At 67.4% G+C, this 15,099-nt stretch carries 13 protein-coding genes; 7 read left to right on the top strand and 6 right to left on the bottom strand.

The window, feature by feature from the left end; all coding sequences use genetic code 11:
- The first annotated feature begins 208 nt into the window (after positions 1–208).
- Positions 209–1,324, top strand: a complete 1,116-nt coding sequence (locus IG75_RS39925; protein WP_030523542.1) for a hypothetical protein — start codon at positions 209–211, stop codon at positions 1,322–1,324.
- Between the two features lie 262 nt (positions 1,325–1,586).
- Here IG75_RS39925 and IG75_RS0122870 read toward each other — a convergent pair whose 3' ends face one another.
- Together IG75_RS0122870 and IG75_RS38410 are read right to left on the bottom strand one after the other, a co-directional pair.
- The gene (locus IG75_RS0122870; protein ID WP_030523543.1) at positions 1,587–2,084 is read right to left on the bottom strand and encodes a MarR family winged helix-turn-helix transcriptional regulator; all 498 of its coding nucleotides are present in this window, start codon (positions 2,082–2,084) and stop codon (positions 1,587–1,589) included.
- Positions 2,085–2,658: 574 nt separating this feature from the next.
- Positions 2,659–2,985 (bottom strand): hypothetical protein, encoded by a 327-nt coding sequence (locus IG75_RS38410; RefSeq protein WP_245713282.1) that lies wholly within the window; start codon positions 2,983–2,985, stop codon positions 2,659–2,661.
- Here IG75_RS38410 and IG75_RS38405 point away from each other — a divergent pair.
- Positions 2,978–3,349: a hypothetical protein gene (locus IG75_RS38405; RefSeq protein ID WP_156059104.1), complete on the top strand. Its 372-nt coding sequence runs from the start codon at positions 2,978–2,980 to the stop codon at positions 3,347–3,349. The two genes, IG75_RS38410 and IG75_RS38405, sit on opposite strands and share 8 nt — an antisense overlap.
- A 245-nt stretch (positions 3,350–3,594) precedes the next feature.
- Here the strand turns inward: IG75_RS38405 and IG75_RS0122855 are convergent, their stop codons facing one another.
- Positions 3,595–4,869: an FAD-dependent oxidoreductase gene (locus IG75_RS0122855; RefSeq protein ID WP_030523545.1), complete on the bottom strand. Its 1,275-nt coding sequence runs from the start codon at positions 4,867–4,869 to the stop codon at positions 3,595–3,597.
- Between the two features lie 464 nt (positions 4,870–5,333).
- On the opposite strand from IG75_RS0122855, the gene IG75_RS0122850 reads away from it, so the two are divergent.
- The 3 genes from IG75_RS0122850 (at position 5,334) to IG75_RS0122840 (ending at position 8,250) form a co-directional block, all read left to right on the top strand.
- On the top strand, positions 5,334–5,894 hold the full coding sequence (locus IG75_RS0122850) for a hypothetical protein (RefSeq protein ID WP_030523546.1): 561 nt from the start codon (positions 5,334–5,336) through the stop codon (positions 5,892–5,894).
- Between the two features lie 62 nt (positions 5,895–5,956).
- Entirely contained in the window at positions 5,957–7,237 is a 1,281-nt protein-coding gene (locus IG75_RS0122845) for a Dyp-type peroxidase (RefSeq protein ID WP_051714871.1), read from the top strand.
- Complete coding sequence (locus IG75_RS0122840; RefSeq protein WP_030523548.1) at positions 7,237–8,250, top strand: hypothetical protein; 1,014 nt, start codon at positions 7,237–7,239, stop codon at positions 8,248–8,250. The genes IG75_RS0122845 and IG75_RS0122840 overlap by 1 nt, the downstream gene beginning before the upstream one ends.
- Before the next feature lie 120 nt (positions 8,251–8,370).
- Here IG75_RS0122840 and IG75_RS0122835 read toward each other — a convergent pair whose 3' ends face one another.
- Entirely contained in the window at positions 8,371–9,252 is an 882-nt protein-coding gene (locus IG75_RS0122835; protein WP_081877086.1) for a slipin family protein, read from the bottom strand.
- Positions 9,253–9,736: 484 nt separating this feature from the next.
- Here IG75_RS0122835 and IG75_RS0122830 point away from each other — a divergent pair, with 484 nt between their 5' ends.
- Complete coding sequence (locus IG75_RS0122830; protein ID WP_030523550.1) at positions 9,737–11,530, top strand: AMP-dependent synthetase/ligase; 1,794 nt, start codon at positions 9,737–9,739, stop codon at positions 11,528–11,530.
- A 130-nt stretch (positions 11,531–11,660) separates the two neighbouring features.
- On the opposite strand, the gene IG75_RS0122825 is transcribed toward IG75_RS0122830, so the two are convergent.
- Positions 11,661–12,836 carry an MFS transporter gene (locus IG75_RS0122825; RefSeq protein ID WP_051714841.1) on the bottom strand — a complete coding sequence of 392 codons (1,176 nt, stop codon included), beginning with the start codon at positions 12,834–12,836 and terminating at the stop codon, positions 11,661–11,663.
- A 7-nt stretch (positions 12,837–12,843) separates the two neighbouring features.
- A complete protein-coding gene (locus tag IG75_RS0122820) occupies positions 12,844–13,551 on the bottom strand; it encodes a GntR family transcriptional regulator (protein WP_030523552.1) in 708 nt (235 codons plus the stop codon).
- A gap of 216 nt (positions 13,552–13,767) precedes the next feature.
- Between IG75_RS0122820 and IG75_RS0122815 the strand changes: the two genes are divergently transcribed.
- Positions 13,768–15,099: an MmgE/PrpD family protein gene (locus tag IG75_RS0122815; protein WP_051714840.1), complete on the top strand. Its 1,332-nt coding sequence runs from the start codon at positions 13,768–13,770 to the stop codon at positions 15,097–15,099.

The raw sequence follows: 15,099 nt of genomic DNA, 5'->3' as shown, positions 1-15,099 counted from the left end.
CTGCCCGGCACGCGCCGTGGGGCCGGGCTGCCGAGTTCCCATCGGAACGAGCCGCCGCCGCTGAAGGAAATCCTGTGCATGGTCGAACGGAACGTCGGTGCCGGGCGGCGGGATGGCGTGCGTGGTGCGATTCAGCCCACGGCATGCCGGCGGTGACGGGGTAAATGAGGGGCGGCGTGCTTATCCCGCGGCCGTCGCCTCTGGTGATATGGCCGGTGGGCGCGCGATCGACGGAATCGCCGGAGGCGCCGACTGCGTCGGCGTCGAGGGCTCGGTCGTCTTCGGCGCTGCGGTCGGCGTAGACCGCGTCGATGTGGTTGTCGGCGACACAGATGTGGAGGACAACTCCGGTGCCGTGGATGTCGTGTTCGAACTCGCCGGGAGCGGGGTCGTCGTGGCGCCTGTGGGCACCGTCGTAGTCGTAGTCGTAGTCGTAGTCGTGGTGCTGGTCGGCACCGTGGTGCTGGTCGGTGCCGTTGTGGTGCTCGTCGGCGCCGATGTGGTGCGCGGTGCCGTTGTCGTGGTGGCCGGCACTGTGGTGGTCACCGGGTCGGATGTGACGGTGATCGTCGGCGGATCGGCCGGCACCGTCACCGTGCCCGGATCGGCTGTCATTGTGACCGTCGGCGCCTCCGTCGGAGTCGTGGTGACGGTCACCGTGGGTATCGAGGTGTCCGTACGCGGGTCCGGTACGCCGGCCGAGATCTGGACCGAGAGACTTACCGTGGCAGAGAAACTGGCGCTCACCGACGCATCTGTCGAGTTCGCGGCCGGGGCATCCGTCGTCATGGGTGTCGTCGATTCCGTCGCGGTCGCCGTGCCGGTAGCGGGGTCGGTGGAATCGGCGGTCGGCTGGGCGGCCCCGGTATCGGAAGCCGTGTCCGGGCCCGCGACGTCGCCCGGTGCGGAGGCCTCGCTCGCTGCGTTCAGTGTGGTGTCCGGGTTCGTCACGCTGGTCCGGCGTCGGACGGCGTGGTGGTCGGAAGCCTGCACGGTGCATTCGCCCGAGTCGTTCGCCCGCACCGGCGGGTTCGAATCCGCCCGCACCATGACCGTTATCCCGATCGCCGTGGTGATCAATGCAGCCACCACACCCGCACGTGATATCTGCCGCCGGAACCGATCGGCCGATGGCCCCGCGGCCTGCCGGCCGCCCCATCGCGGAATCCGAGGCCGAGGCGGTTCGGCATCGATGTCCGGCTCTGCCGGTTTTTCTTCGCTGTTGTCACCTGTTTGCATTCGACTACTGCTTTCTCCCTCGGGATGTGCCGACCGCTGGGATCCGGTGACGACACTTCGGACGGCATGGCCGGGAAACCAGTGACCGACCAGGACGTTTTCACCACCCGAAAAGAAGCCCGAGTGCCGGAACATCGAATTCCGGCAGTTATGCCGAACGCCGAAGAGCGGGCAGTACGGTGTCGCCTCACCGAACAGCTCGACGAGGCATCCGTGAGTCAGGTATTTACCGAGAAGAGTAATGCGCAGATACCGGGCACCCGCACTTCCACAGCAATTTCTGGGTACCGCATTTCGCGGCGCCTCGGATTTCTCTCAATTCATGCAAGGCTTCGTGATCGAGGTTTTCAGGGTTTCGAATAGGGAACCACGTTCCGCAGCCGTTGGCGGTGGATTTGTTGCAGTTCGCCCGCACGGATCAGAAAGTCGGCGATTATGTCGAGTTCGGCGGAGTCGTACGAGCTCAGTAGCATCTTGTAGCTCTCGACGATCATGGGTACGACGAGTTCCTGTATGCGATGGGCCGCGAGTTCGGTGGCCATCACGATCACGCGGCGACGATCGGTCGGGTGCAGCGATCGGGCGATGTAGCCCTGCTTCTCCAGCCGGTTGAGCATGATCGTGACGCCGGCGGCGGTGAGGCCGAGCCTTTCGGCCAGCAGTTTCGGTGTCGTGGCCTTCTCCTCCTCGAGCAGGACGATCTCCAGGGCACGCCGATCGGTCTCGTTCACGCCCAGGACTCTGATCAATTCGCGGACCAGGTCCTCGACGGTTCCGTGATAGAACTCCAGGGCCCTTTTGAGCTGGACCGAGATTCGGGCGGGTTCGGTTGTTCTCGGACACATAGGCCTTCCCTCGATCACTCGAAACATCAAACCGCTCAGCAGAAGTCACCGATCAGGGCGCGCTCGGTCGCCGAGCGACCGATGTCGTCCGGGGAGTCAGGGAGATCGGTGGACTCGAGGTATGCCGCGGGCCGTGCCAGCGCGGCGCGGATCGAGGGCGGTCGGGGAATCACGAGTGGGTGCTACGGTTTTCGCTGCGTGCGGTAGGGATCGCCGCCGGGCGTTCGAAGCGGACATGTGGGCTCCTGTCGATCGATCGGCCGGCAGCCCGAACCGCGGCCGACGACCATCACGAAAGCGGGCACCGCTCCGGCCGGCGAGGCGGCCGTCGCTGTGTCGGATATGCACTGTACGACACAGCGGCCGATGCGATACTGCGCATCCGAATATTCGGTCGAAGTAACTGCCGCTACACCAAACCCGAAGCAGGGCAATCACTATCAGGGACGGTCCCCGCCCGGACCGCCCCGGGTGAGACCTGGGCCGGGCTGCTGGGACAACCCGGTCCAGGCATGTTCACCACCGGCTGCCGGCGCGGGCGCCGGTCATTACGCCGTGGTGTCTGTCCGCCGGCTCAGCTGACAGTTGTGGTGGTGAGGGTCGGGGACGGGTTCGGATAGCACGAGGTCGCGACATTGCCGACCAAGGCGACGTTGGTCGTCATGGTCATGCCGGGACTGGTGTAGCTGGTCCCCGCGTACTTGCTGGTGATCGATGTTCCGGCGGCTCCGGCGGTGACATTGATGGTCACCGCCGGCGGGGTGAAGGTGGTGCCGCCGGCGATCGGGCCCGGTACGGTCAGAACGACATTCCCGCCCGACGTGGCGACGGTGCCGGCCACGGTACCCCCGGAGGCGCTGGCCGAGACCAATGTCGAATTCGCCGGAGTCGGAATGGTCATCTTCAGGTTGCTGATGTTGTTCACGGTGAAGCCGGAAGCCGAACTGGGAACCGAGGAGGCGCCCGGTGTGATGGTGATGGCCACCGCGGAACCCGACGCCGCCGAACTCGGCGCCGTGCCGGTGACCGATGTGGTCATGTTCGAGTTCTGGCCGATACCGAGGATCGTGCCCCGGCAGTTCCAGTTCACGCTGACGGGGGCGGCGCTTGCCGGTGCGGCCAAACAAAAGATGGACGCGACGGCCACCGGAGCAATAATGCCGGCACGAAGCAGGGAAGAGGTCGATCTCATGGCTATCTCCAGAAATGTTGAGCAACGGTGCGACCGGATGTCGAACCCTCCGAAAAGGGTTTTTAAAATATAACCTGTTCTCATCTTTCTGTGGTCGAAATCATCGATCTCGACATGCCGAAAGTAACCTTTCCGGAATTAACTATCAATTTTTGATAGTTAATTCCGGAAAGCTTTTCAAACACGGTCCGATGTTTCTCTGTCGCATATCGGCCTGTCCATCGCGGAATGGACAGGCCCGCAATTCGCTCGAATACGTGCCCCGACCTGAGACTATATCCACTGCTGCCGATCGCCAGCTTTCATATGGTTACCGTTTCACCTGTCGGATGCCGCTTCCTCCGGCCCGGTGACAGCCCCGGCGGGCGGGCGGCGCGCGAAATCCGGTGCGTGTTCGGGCAATACCCCGCGGCCGAGGAGATACGGAGGGATGCTGCGTACCAGCGGAATTCGGCGCAGGAATCGCAGGGCCCGGGGTGCGTTCGGGGCGCCGGCGATCTCGACCCGGCCGGTGAGAGCCGGCACGATCAGGCGGGCGTGCAGAACCCGCTGTACGGCCTGGATCACCGCGGTCGGGATGGCCCGGCGGCGCTGTACTCGTGCCAGATCACGGGTCGTCGTGGTCCCCGCGAGCAACGGTGCGGCCAGAATCCTGGCGGCGGCGACGGCATCCTGGATCGCGAGATTGATGCCGACACCCCCGACCGGGGACATCGCGTGCGCCGCGTCGCCGATACAGAGCAGTCCGTCGACGTACCAGGTGCTGAGCCGATCCAGCCGGACATCGAGTAGCTTCACCTCGTCCCAACCGGTCAGGGCGTCGCGGCGGTCGCCGAGCCAGGGGGCGGCCTCGGCCATGCCGCGCATGATGTCCCGGACCGAGCCGCGCCGGGCTTCCGCGTCGGCACCCTTGGCGATGAGTGTGGCGCACTGCCAGTAGTCACCGCGGTCGAGCATGACGGCGGCGCGGCGGGCGGTGACGACGGGGAGCGCTCCGGCGGGGTCGGTAGCGGTGCGCGGGAGACGGAACCACCACACATCCATCGGTGTCGGCCAGCTCCGTGCGGGTAGTCCGGTCGAGGCCCGGAGTACCGAGGCGCGGCCGTCGCATGCCACTGTGAGGTCGGCGTGGATCGCGCCGGTGGCGCCGTCGGCCGTCCGATAGGCGCAACCGATGACCTTGCCCTCGACCCGGATCAGTTCGGTCGCTTCGGTACTCATCCGCAGATGAAACCCTGGTTCCGGCATGGCGGTGCGGGCCAGCAGGTCCAGCAGGTCCCACTGCGGCACCATCGCCACGTACTTGTGCGGGCCGGGCAGATGCTCGAACGTCGCGAGCAGCTGCGTGCCGCCCGCGATCGGCAGCACTATCTGCCGCAACTCGCGGGCGCCCAGTTTCCCGAACTCGGCACCGAGCCCCAGCTCGTCGAGCAGGTCGAGGGTGGTGGGGTGCACGGTATCGCCGCGGAAATCGCGGAGGAAATCCTTGTGCTTCTCCAGCACGGTGACATCGACCCCGGCCCGGGCGAGTAGCAGACCCAGCATCAGTCCCGCCGGTCCGCCGCCGGCCACCAAGCAGGTTGTCCGTTCCACGAGAAGTCTCCTTCGATCGCCGCGCGCTGTCCGGAGGTCTCTTTGAAATGCTAACCGGTCACGCAGGGGCCCGGGCCGGCCCTTTCCGCGCGAATCATGGTTCGACCTTTACCCCGGGGTCGGCGATATGACTCGGCTGCCCGGTGGTGGCCGTTGCTTGTCCTGGGCGGTGGATACCCGGGTTCGCCGGGCGTGGCCGGTCGCCACGGTGCATGCTTTCGGCCGTGGCCGGCGGCCAGGGCGAAGGGCGGCGTCGATCTCGCCTGTGTGCTCGCGAAGCGGGGTACGTCGCCGGGTTGCCGGAGGACCGGATCGCCGGGGGTGCCGAGTGGCAACAGCGCAGTTATTCTGATAACCGGCGGATGTGCCCCGAGGATCCTGACATCGGGGATCGCGGCATTCCGGGTTTCACCGCGTGTTTGTCGGTTTTCGATGTCCGGTCAACTCCTGTCACGGAGGACGATATGCCAGCGAACGATCACGAATGGAGCAAACCCGCGGCGATGGCCATCCCCCGGGACGGCTATTTCGAGCTGGAGCGGGGTCGGTACGGCCCGATCTACCCACGGACCCCCGCCTGCTACGGGTTCTCGATCATCGCGAAGGTCAAACTGGGCCGAGAAGAGGCGATACGCGCGTACGGGAAGCAGATCGAAGACGCTGTCGCAGGTAGTCCGGATGTGCTCGCGCCGCTGCGGCTCCACTATCTGCGGTGGCAGTTGTTCGACGTCGGCTCCGGCTTGCACTTTCAATATCAGGGCATCTTCGATACCGATTTCGACAAGTACACCGAGGATGCCGTGGCCCTCTTCGGGAAGACCGGTATCACCACCGTTTTCACCAACCTCGAAGGATTTCCCGAGGATTGGAGGGAGAATCCCGGGGCCTTCGCCCGATTCGTCCGCGAGCATCAGGTCCCGAGCTTCCTCGAATACGGCGAGTACCCCTACGTCACCGCCGAGCGGATCAAGAAGGCGCTGCGGCTCGAGGCCGCGTTCTCCGACATGCTCGATCAGATGCAGTGATTCCCGTGCCGACCCTCGAGCTGGACGATATCCAGCACATCCTGCTGACCCGTACTCCGGCGATGACCGGCCGCTACGCGTTCCTGTCCTTCGACGATCCCGCCGGCGGCCGGGCCTGGCTGGCCGCGCTGATGGACCGGGTCCAGTCGGCTGCCGACGCGCGCGCCACAATGGACAGCGCCGAACGCTGGATCACTCTGGCCTTCACTTGGCGCGGGCTGGGGGCGCTGGGAGTGCCGGCGGCGGCGCTTGCCACCTTCCCGGACGAGTTCCGTGAAGGTATGCCCGCCCGCGCCGATATCCTGGGCGATACGGGGGCCGGCCACCCGGACAACTGGGTGGGTGGTCTGGCCGGTGACGACCTGCACGCCATCGCGATCCTGTTCGCCCGCACCGAGGGCGAACACCGGCGATGCACGGCAGAGCACGACCGGCTGGTGTCCCGCAGCCCCGGTGTGCGGGTGTTGTCGTACCTGGATCTGAACGCGACGCCACCATTCGACTATGCCCACGACCATTTCGGTTTCCGTGACCGGTTGTCCCAGCCGGTGATGAAAGGGTCCGGCGAAGAACCGACACCGGGCTCGGGTGCACCGCTGGAACCCGGTGAGTTCATCCTGGGGTATCCCGACGAGGTGGGGCCGCCCCGCGGACTACCGCAGCCGGAGGTGCTGTCCCGCAACGGCAGCTATATGGCCTACCGGCGGTTGCGGGAGCATGTCGGCGCTTTCCGGGATTATCTGCGCGAGCACGCCGATACCGCGGAAGGGCAGGAGTTGCTCGCCGCGAAGTTCATGGGCCGCTGGCGAAGCGGCGCCCCCTTGGCCCTCGCCCCCGAACGCGATGATCCACAGCTGGGGGCGGATCCGCTGCGGAACAACGACTTCGACTACCAGGAGTCCGATCCGCACGGCTACGCGGTTCCGCTGGGTTCGCATGTGCGGCGACTCAACCCGCGCGGCACCGCGGCCGATATGAACCGGCATCGGATGATTCGCCGTGGTGCCACCTATGGTCCGGCACTGCCCGAGAACGCACCCGACGACGGGGCGGACCGAGGCATCGCCGCGTTCATCATCTGCGCCAGCCTGGTTCGCCAGTTCGAGTTCGCGCAGAACGTCTGGATCAACGACAAGAATTTCCACGAACTGGGCAATGAACACGACCCCATCTGCGGCGCACAGGACGGCAGTCTGCAGTTCACGATCCCCAAGCGGCCCATTCGTAAGGTGCTCGCGAACCTGCCGGCTTTCACCACGCTCCGCGGCGGCGCGTACTTCTTCCTGCCGGGTATCGGAGCCCTCCGGTATCTGGCCACCCTGGACAGTGGAGAGGCGACATGATGAGCACCCCAACGCCGGCCCGCACCTATAACCAGACCCACGTTCCGCGCAAACACGATGGGCGCCGGCGGATAAGCATCTATTGGGCGTGGAGTTACCCGTGGGAAGCCCAACGCGATCCCGCCGAAATATACAACCGCTTCTCCACCATGACCGAAGTGCGCAACGCGGCGTGGCCGGGTTACGAGACCCCCGCCTTCGACGCGGAGCACTTCCTGCAGGGCATCGCCGGCACACTGGAGCTGTTCCACCGCTCCACGCTGGCGTTCCAGCGGTTGGCCGGTGCGGTGACAGGCCATCCCGTCGCCGTGTTCCAGCGCGTCGACCAGGCCGGATACACACTGCCGATCGATGAACGGATCTTGGCCGACACCGACACGCTGATGGTATTCGGGCTCGACCACCTGCTCTCGCAGCAGGAAGCCGCACCCGAGGAGAGCGCCGCGGTCCGGGAGTGGCTGGAACGCGAGGGTACGTGCCTGCTGTTGGCGCCGCACCACGATGTCGGCTTCACCGACGACTATTCGCAGCGGCAAACGGAATACGAGCATCACGGCGACCCGCTGGTACCCCGGCAGCAGCGATTCGGCCGGTACACGCGTTCGCTGATGAAAGCCCTCGAGGTACCGGTGAACAACATATGGGGTCTGCGTCCGGCAGTCGTCGACGGCACCCGGCGGATCGCCCCCCTGACCGCCTTTCGCGATCTCGACACACCACGTCTCCTGGACGATGTCACCACATTCAACTTCCACCCCCATCTGCCGCACTACGAACTCACTGCGCCGGAAAGCGACTCGTTACGGGTTCTGGGTCGCCAGCGCATAGACCCCGCGCGACCGCACCCGTTCACCGCGGCCGGTAATACGGAGTTCAACACGCTGATCTGGATGCCACCCGCCGACCGGCGGGCGGGCGACATCGTCCTCATCGACTCCACCAACTTCACCACCCTGTTCGGCGGTACCGACAGTCTCGAGAATCTCTGGCGCAATCTCGCGACCATGAAATGACGGGGCCGGCACACGAACCCAGCGCAGGAAGAAGCGCGAGATCTCCTTTCAGGGGTCGCCGACGACACATTCGACGCCAGGTTCACGGCGCGGTGTCGTCGGCGGATCCGCTGTGCCGGGTCAGTCCGGCGGTGTGTGCGCCTTGACCGTCGTGCCCGGAGCCCCGGTATGTATAGGTGTCGGGCGCGGCGGGCTCGTCGGCAGGGTCCGGGCGGTGGAATCGACGGTCGCGGCGGCGGTGGCCTCGCGGGCGAAGAAGGCGCCGATATCGCCGATCGCGCTCATGAGCGGGGCCGGGAACACCACGGTGGTGTTCTTGTCGACGCCCAGATCGAGGAGGGTTTGCAGGTTGCGTAGCTGGAGGGCCAGCGGGTGGGCCACCATGGTGTCGGATGCGTCGCCCAGGGCCGCGGCGGCCAGGGATTCGCCCTCGGCAGCAATGATCTTGGCGCGCTTTTCCCGTTCGGCTTCGGCCTGGCGGGCCATGGCCCGTTTCATGGCTTCCGGCAGCTGGATGTCTTTCAGCTCGACCAGGGTCACTTCCACACCCCACTCCAGCGTGGTGGTGTCGAGTATCTGCCGGATATCGGCATTGATGGTGTCGGTCTCGGCGAGTGCTTGGTCGAGGGTGTGCTGTCCGACGACCTTGCGGAGCGTGGTCTGGGCGATCTGATCTATGGCGGCGTGCACATTCTCGATGGCGACGACCGATTTCTCGGCGTCGACGACGCGGAAATAGGCGACGGCGGAGATATCGACGCTGACGTTGTCGCGGGTGATGATGCCCTGGGACTGGATCGGCATGGTGATGATCCGCATCGACACCTCACGCAGTCGATCGATGACCGGGATGATGAGCCGCAAGCCGGGCTCTCTGACCGCGATCACGCGTCCGAGCCGGAACAACACCCCTTTTTCGTACTGGGTCACCACCCGGACCGACAGCCACAGGATGATCAGTACCACGACGACCACGGCGCCGACGATCACGAGTACGTTCACTACTCCTCCTGACCGGCTCGAAAGGGGGTCGACTTCCGATGGCGGGTTGTCGGCGCGTTCCCGCGACGTGATCGCGATCGTCGACTCGACGCGCACACACCGCGACGGTCACCCCGCCGTCTTCGGGATGCGGCCTCCTACCCCGGGCTCACAGGGTCGAAGGGCACCGCCGGCCGAGTACTTTGTCGCCGGGGTGAAGGGGCGGGCATGTTTTCCGGATGCGAGTAAACGAGTCCCGCGGTCGGGGCGGTCCGCAGGTCCCACGGTCGGCGGCGATACTGCGCCCGACCCGGTGGTGCGTGCCGAGGTCGGTCGCGGTTCACAGATCCCGCATCGCCCGGCGCCGGAGGACTTTGGTCCTCGCCCAGGACTGCCGATAACCGTATCCGCGCCGCTGTGGTGCGGTCCATACTCGGCTGAGCGCCGCTTGCCCAGGTGGAGCGCACCGTGTGCCTTCCGGCGGCGTCGCCGGAGAGGAGCGATCATGCAGGAGTTCGGACTGCCACCTCTGTATCACGTGCGCCCCGACGCGAACCTCACCGATTCGATCGACCGCAACGCCGAGCGATACCCGGACATCGCGGTGGTCAGCCGCAAGATGGACGGCCGCTGGCACGATGTGACCGCTGCCCGGTTCCGCACCGAGGTGTTGGCGACGGCGAAGGGGCTGATCGCACACGGTATTCAGGCCGGCGATCGGGTGGCCGTCATGTCGCGCACCCGCTACGAGTGGACGCTGCTGGACTTCGCGATCTGGTGTGCCGGCGCCGTGACGGTCCCGGTATACGAGACGTCCTCCGCCGAACAGGTGGAGTGGATCGCCTCCGACTCCGGAGCGATCGCCATCGTCACCGAAACCGACCACCACACAGCCGTGGTCGCCGGTCTGCGTAACCAGCTGCCGGAATTGACGCACACCTGGCAGATCGACGCCGGCGCCGTCGCGACCTTGCAGGCGGAGGGCGCCGGCATCAGCGACACCGCCGTGGCCGATCGCCGGGCGGCCCTGACAGCCGATCAGCCGGCGACGATCGTCTACACCTCCGGCACCACCGGCCGGCCGAAGGGGTGTCTGCTGACCCACGGTAACTTCCTGGCCGAGTTGGGCAATATCACCGCCCGGATGCCGGAACTGTTCCGCACCGGCGAGTCCTCGGTCCTGTTGTTCCTGCCCTTGGCGCATGTGCTCGGCCGGATCGCCGAGATCGCGGCGGCGTTCGTTCCGGTGGATATCGCCCACGTCGGCGATATCAAAGACGTCACCGCGGAGCTCGGGGAATTCCGGCCGACGCTGATCCTGGGCGTGCCTCGCGTTTTCGAGAAGGTGTACAACACCGCCCGTGCGCAAGCCCAGCTGGCCGGTCGGGGCCGGATCTTCGATCTCGCGGCCACGACGGCGATCGACTTCAGCCGTGCCCGCGGCAGCGGCCGGGTCCCGATTCCGCTCCGCATCCGGCACGCGTTGTTCGACCGCCTGGTCTACCGCCGGCTACGCGCCGCGCTCGGTGGGCGCGCCACACACGCTCTTTCCGGCGGCGCCCCGCTCGGCGAACGGCTCGGCCACTTCTACCGTGGGGTCGGATTCACCGTACTGGAGGGCTACGGCCTGACCGAGACCTGCGGAGCCGCCACGTTCAATCCGGATGACCGGCCGAAGATCGGGACGGTCGGCCGGCCACTACCCGGCTCCTCGGTGCGTATCGGCGACGACGGGGAGATTCTGCTGCGTGGACCGAATGTGTTCACCGGGTACTGGAACAACCCGCAGGCCACCGCCGACACGTTCCGGGACGGCTGGTTCGCCACCGGGGATCTCGGCACCCTCGACCAGGACGGATACCTCACGGTCATCGGACGCAAGAAGGAGATCATCGTTACCACCGCCGGCAAGAACGTCGCTCCCGCGGTGATCGAAGACCGCATCCGCGCGCACGCCCTCATCGGCGAGGTGATCGTTGTCGGCGACCACAGACCGTTCGTCAGTTGCCTGGTGACCATCGATGGCGAGCATTTCCCCACCTGGAAACAGCTCAACGGCAAACCTGCCGACGCCACTGTCGCCGATCTCGCTGCCGACCCCGATCTGCTCGGCGCGATCCAGACCGCCGTCGACGACGGCAACCGCGCTGTCTCCCGGGCCGAGGCCGTCCGTAAGTTCCGCATGCTGCCCACCGAGTTCACCGAGGCCAACGGTTATGTCACCCCCTCCTTGAAACTCAAGCGCAATATCGTGCTGCGCGAGTTCGCGACGGAGGTCGACGCAATGTACAGCGGATGAAGCGCGACGCGGTGCCCGATCACCTGAAAGTACGGACACACGGCGCTTTCGCCGGGGGACGGACGCCATGGCGGTTTCGACTGTGCCCGGGGTTCACTTATTCGCCGTAGGGAGTCGATGCGGCGCCGGGTCAGATATCGCGGGTGGCCGAGTGTGTGAGCAGGCCGGAGGAGATCAGCAGCAGGCCGCTGACGTGGAAGATGGCACCGACGCCGACCAGGCCGGAGAGGCTGCCCGCCAGCACCGGCACGGTGACCTGGCCGATCCGGTTGCCGGCCAGTCGGACGGCCAGGGCGGCGGCCCGGTTGCGCGAATCGGCGATCACGGTCACCCAGGACATGGTGAGCGGCTGGCCGACCCCCCAGAAGAAGCCCATGAGCAGCATGGCGAGCATGAGCGGAACGACGGCCGAGGTGAACGGCACGAGCGCCATCGGCACTCCGGAGGCGAGGGTGGCGGAGACGAGTAGCCACCGCCGGGGTACCCGCCGGAGCAGCATCGGCATGGTCGCGCGGGAGAGGACAGAGGTGACGGCCCGCGCGGTCAGCATGGTGGTGACCGTGGCGATGCTGAGCCCCATCTCCTGTCCCAGGACGGGGAGGTAGGCCATGAGGAGGTCCATGGCCGTGAGCACGGTCAGGCTGGAGAAGATGGCCGGTTTCATTCCCGGGGTGGCCAGCAGCCGGAAGGTGGACTGCTGCCCGTCGGCGGCGTCGGACCGGCTCACCCGTGTGGAATCCCCGGGCGCGAACAGGAAGGCGAGTGGCACGGCGGTGAGGGCGATCGCGGCCATGACCAGCAATGCCGGGCCGGTGCTGACGGAGCCCGAGTCCTGTGTGGTCAGGGTGGCGACCAGGCCGGCGATCGGGAAGCCGAGCAACTGCCCGGCGGAGACGCCCAGGGTGAGGTGGCCGAAGCGCGCGTCCATCAGCTCGGGCGGGGACCACAGCGCCACCATGCTCTGGCAGGCCACGGTGTGCAGCATCTGGGCGAGCCCCAGGAGCGCGCTGGCCACCCCCAGCACGACCAGCTGGGAGCTCGCGGCCGCGAGAACCACCGCGACCACGGTGAAACTCAGGCCGAGCCGGAGCGCAGGCACGGCCAGGCCGCGGTCCACGGCACGTCCGATGCGCAGGGCGGCGACGAGCGGTAGGACGGCGAACGCCGCGGTGATGACGCCCACGGCGAGGCCGTCCCCGCCCAGTGCCAGGGCCCGGTAGGAGATCAGCGTGCGGACGCCGCTGAGGACGGTGTGCGACAGCAGGGAGGCGGTCGCGATGGCAAGGAACCAGGCCGGTCTGCGCAAGATCGGGTCAGCGCCCGGCCTCGGCGGCGACCGGGGCGGCTCCTTCGGCCCCGTCGGCCCTGAGGTCGGTATTGGTCTGGCGTAGCTCCCAGGCGTGCAGCACGTGGTCGCGCATGGCGGCGCGGGCCGCGACCCCGTCGCGGCGCTCGAGCGCCGCCAGGATCAGGTCGTGATCCTGGTCCAGCGCCTGGCAGAAGGACTGGACGCCCCACAGGGTGACGGAGGGTTTGAACCGTTCCCACAGGTGCCGGACCGAGTCGACGACCGCCGCCGAGGTACCGGCGTAGATGGCGAAGTGCAGTTCGCGGTTGAGGACGGAGAGCCGGGCCGGATCCTCGCCGGCGGCCGTGGCGTTCACCAGGGTCTCGTTGGCTCGGAGGACCGCCCGGAAGTCGTCGTCGGTCATGCGCTCGCAGGCGATCTCGCAGGCGAGCCCCTCGAGTTCGGCGCGCATCCGGTAGAGATCCTGGGCCATCTGCGGCGTGAAGTCGCGGACGGTGGCGCCTCGGTGACTGGTGTAGTCGACGGCGCCGTCGGCGGCGAGGATCCGGAGGGCCTCACGGACAGGGGTGGGGCTCACGCCGTACCGCTTGGCAATGGCGGTCTGGCGGAGCTGGTCGCCGGGGTTGATCACGCCTGCGTCTATGTCGGCCCTCAGGCGCTCCAGCACGTAGGCCGTACGGCTCTGCGGCAGGGGTGCGTTGGTCTGGGTCACTGCGGTCGGCTCCTGATCGGACTCGGTCGTCTGGCGCCGGCACGCCGGAACGCCGACTGACTGGGGAGCCACAGCCTAACACGGCAATATTCAATAGATCAGAAAAAAGATTCTATAGAACATATTGACGGGACCGAGCGGTCTCTGCCAGGGTTATGACCCGGCTCACGTGATCGACGTCACGAGCCGGACCGCAATCGCACCAGGAGGCACCCGGTGGCCGAAATCCCCAACCGGCGATGGACACAGTTGACCGACCACGACCGCGAACAGCTCCGGCTGCTGCTCGTCGACGCTCTCGCGCTCGCCGCGGCGGGTACGGCATCGCAGGATGCCCAGCGAGTCCTCGCCGGTCTCGCCGCGGTGGGGCGTGGCGAGGTCCGGGTCCCGTGGACCGATCTGCGCCTGTCCGCGCCGGCCGCCGTGGTGGCGATCTCCACACTCATCCACGCCTGGGATTTCGACGACACACACGACGAGGCGGTGGTGCACACCGCCAGCGTGGTGGTGCCGACCGTGCTGGCGGCCGCCGCCACCGCCGGGGCGAACGGCGCGAGCGTCGCCGACGGCCTGGTCACCGGGGTACATCTGCTCTCCCGGCTGGCCCGGATCACCGGCCCTCGAACCGGCGTGATCCGTACAGCGGGGCTCGGCTCCCTCGCGGCCGCGGCGGCCGCCGCCACCGTCTGGGGGCTCCCCGACGCCGAGGTGGAGCACGCCGTGGCGCTCTCCCTCGGTGCGGCGCTGGCGCCCGGCACCCGGCAGGCCGTGGTCGACGGTTCGGTCGCCAAGCGGATCCAGCCGGGGCTGGCCGCGCAGTTCGGTATCACCGCCGCCGCGCTGGCCGCCCAAGGCGTGGAAGGGCCGAGCGGGTGGTTGTCGGGCGATTTCGGGCTCGCGCCGGGCTCCGGTGTGCGCTGGGACGACCTGTTCACCGGTGACTTCGAAGGCCGCTGGGTCGCGGTGAAGCCCTACCCCGCCTGTCGTTATACGCACGCGGCCCTCGCCGCCGCGGAGAGCCTGCGCGACCGGCATCCGCGCTGGGACGAGGTCGAGCAGGTGCGGGTGCACGTCCCGGCGGGATCGGCGTATTCGCTGGTCGCCAGGCCCTACCAGGACCGCGGCGCACCCCTGGTGGACGCCCAGTTCTCCATTCCGTGGCAACTCGCGGCGCTCTGGGTCACCGGGCGCTACGACCTGACCACCCTGCACGGCGGCGACCTCGGCAACCCCGAGATCGCCGCGGCGGCCGCCCGGATCACCGTCGCGCAGGACCTACCGGAGAGTTCGGTGATGACCGGCGCCCGCGTCGAGGTCCGGACGACCGACGGCGCCCACGCCACCGCCGAGGCGCCGATGCCCGGCGCCGGTGGCACGACATGGGAAGCACTCACCCGCAAGGCCGGCCCCTGCCTGCGGGTCGGCGCGCACGCCGACCCCGACCGCGCCGTCGCCGAACTCCGGCAGCTGGCCGACCGGTTGCCCGGACTCGACGCGCCCGCCCTGGCGGCCGTCCTCGATCACAGCACTACGACACCCCGACCGTAA

Source organism: Nocardia rhamnosiphila NBRC 108938 (assembly GCF_000720425.1).
GTDB lineage: Bacteria > Actinomycetota > Actinomycetes > Mycobacteriales > Mycobacteriaceae > Nocardia > Nocardia rhamnosiphila.
This window is presented reverse-complemented; position numbering and strand designations above follow the sequence as displayed.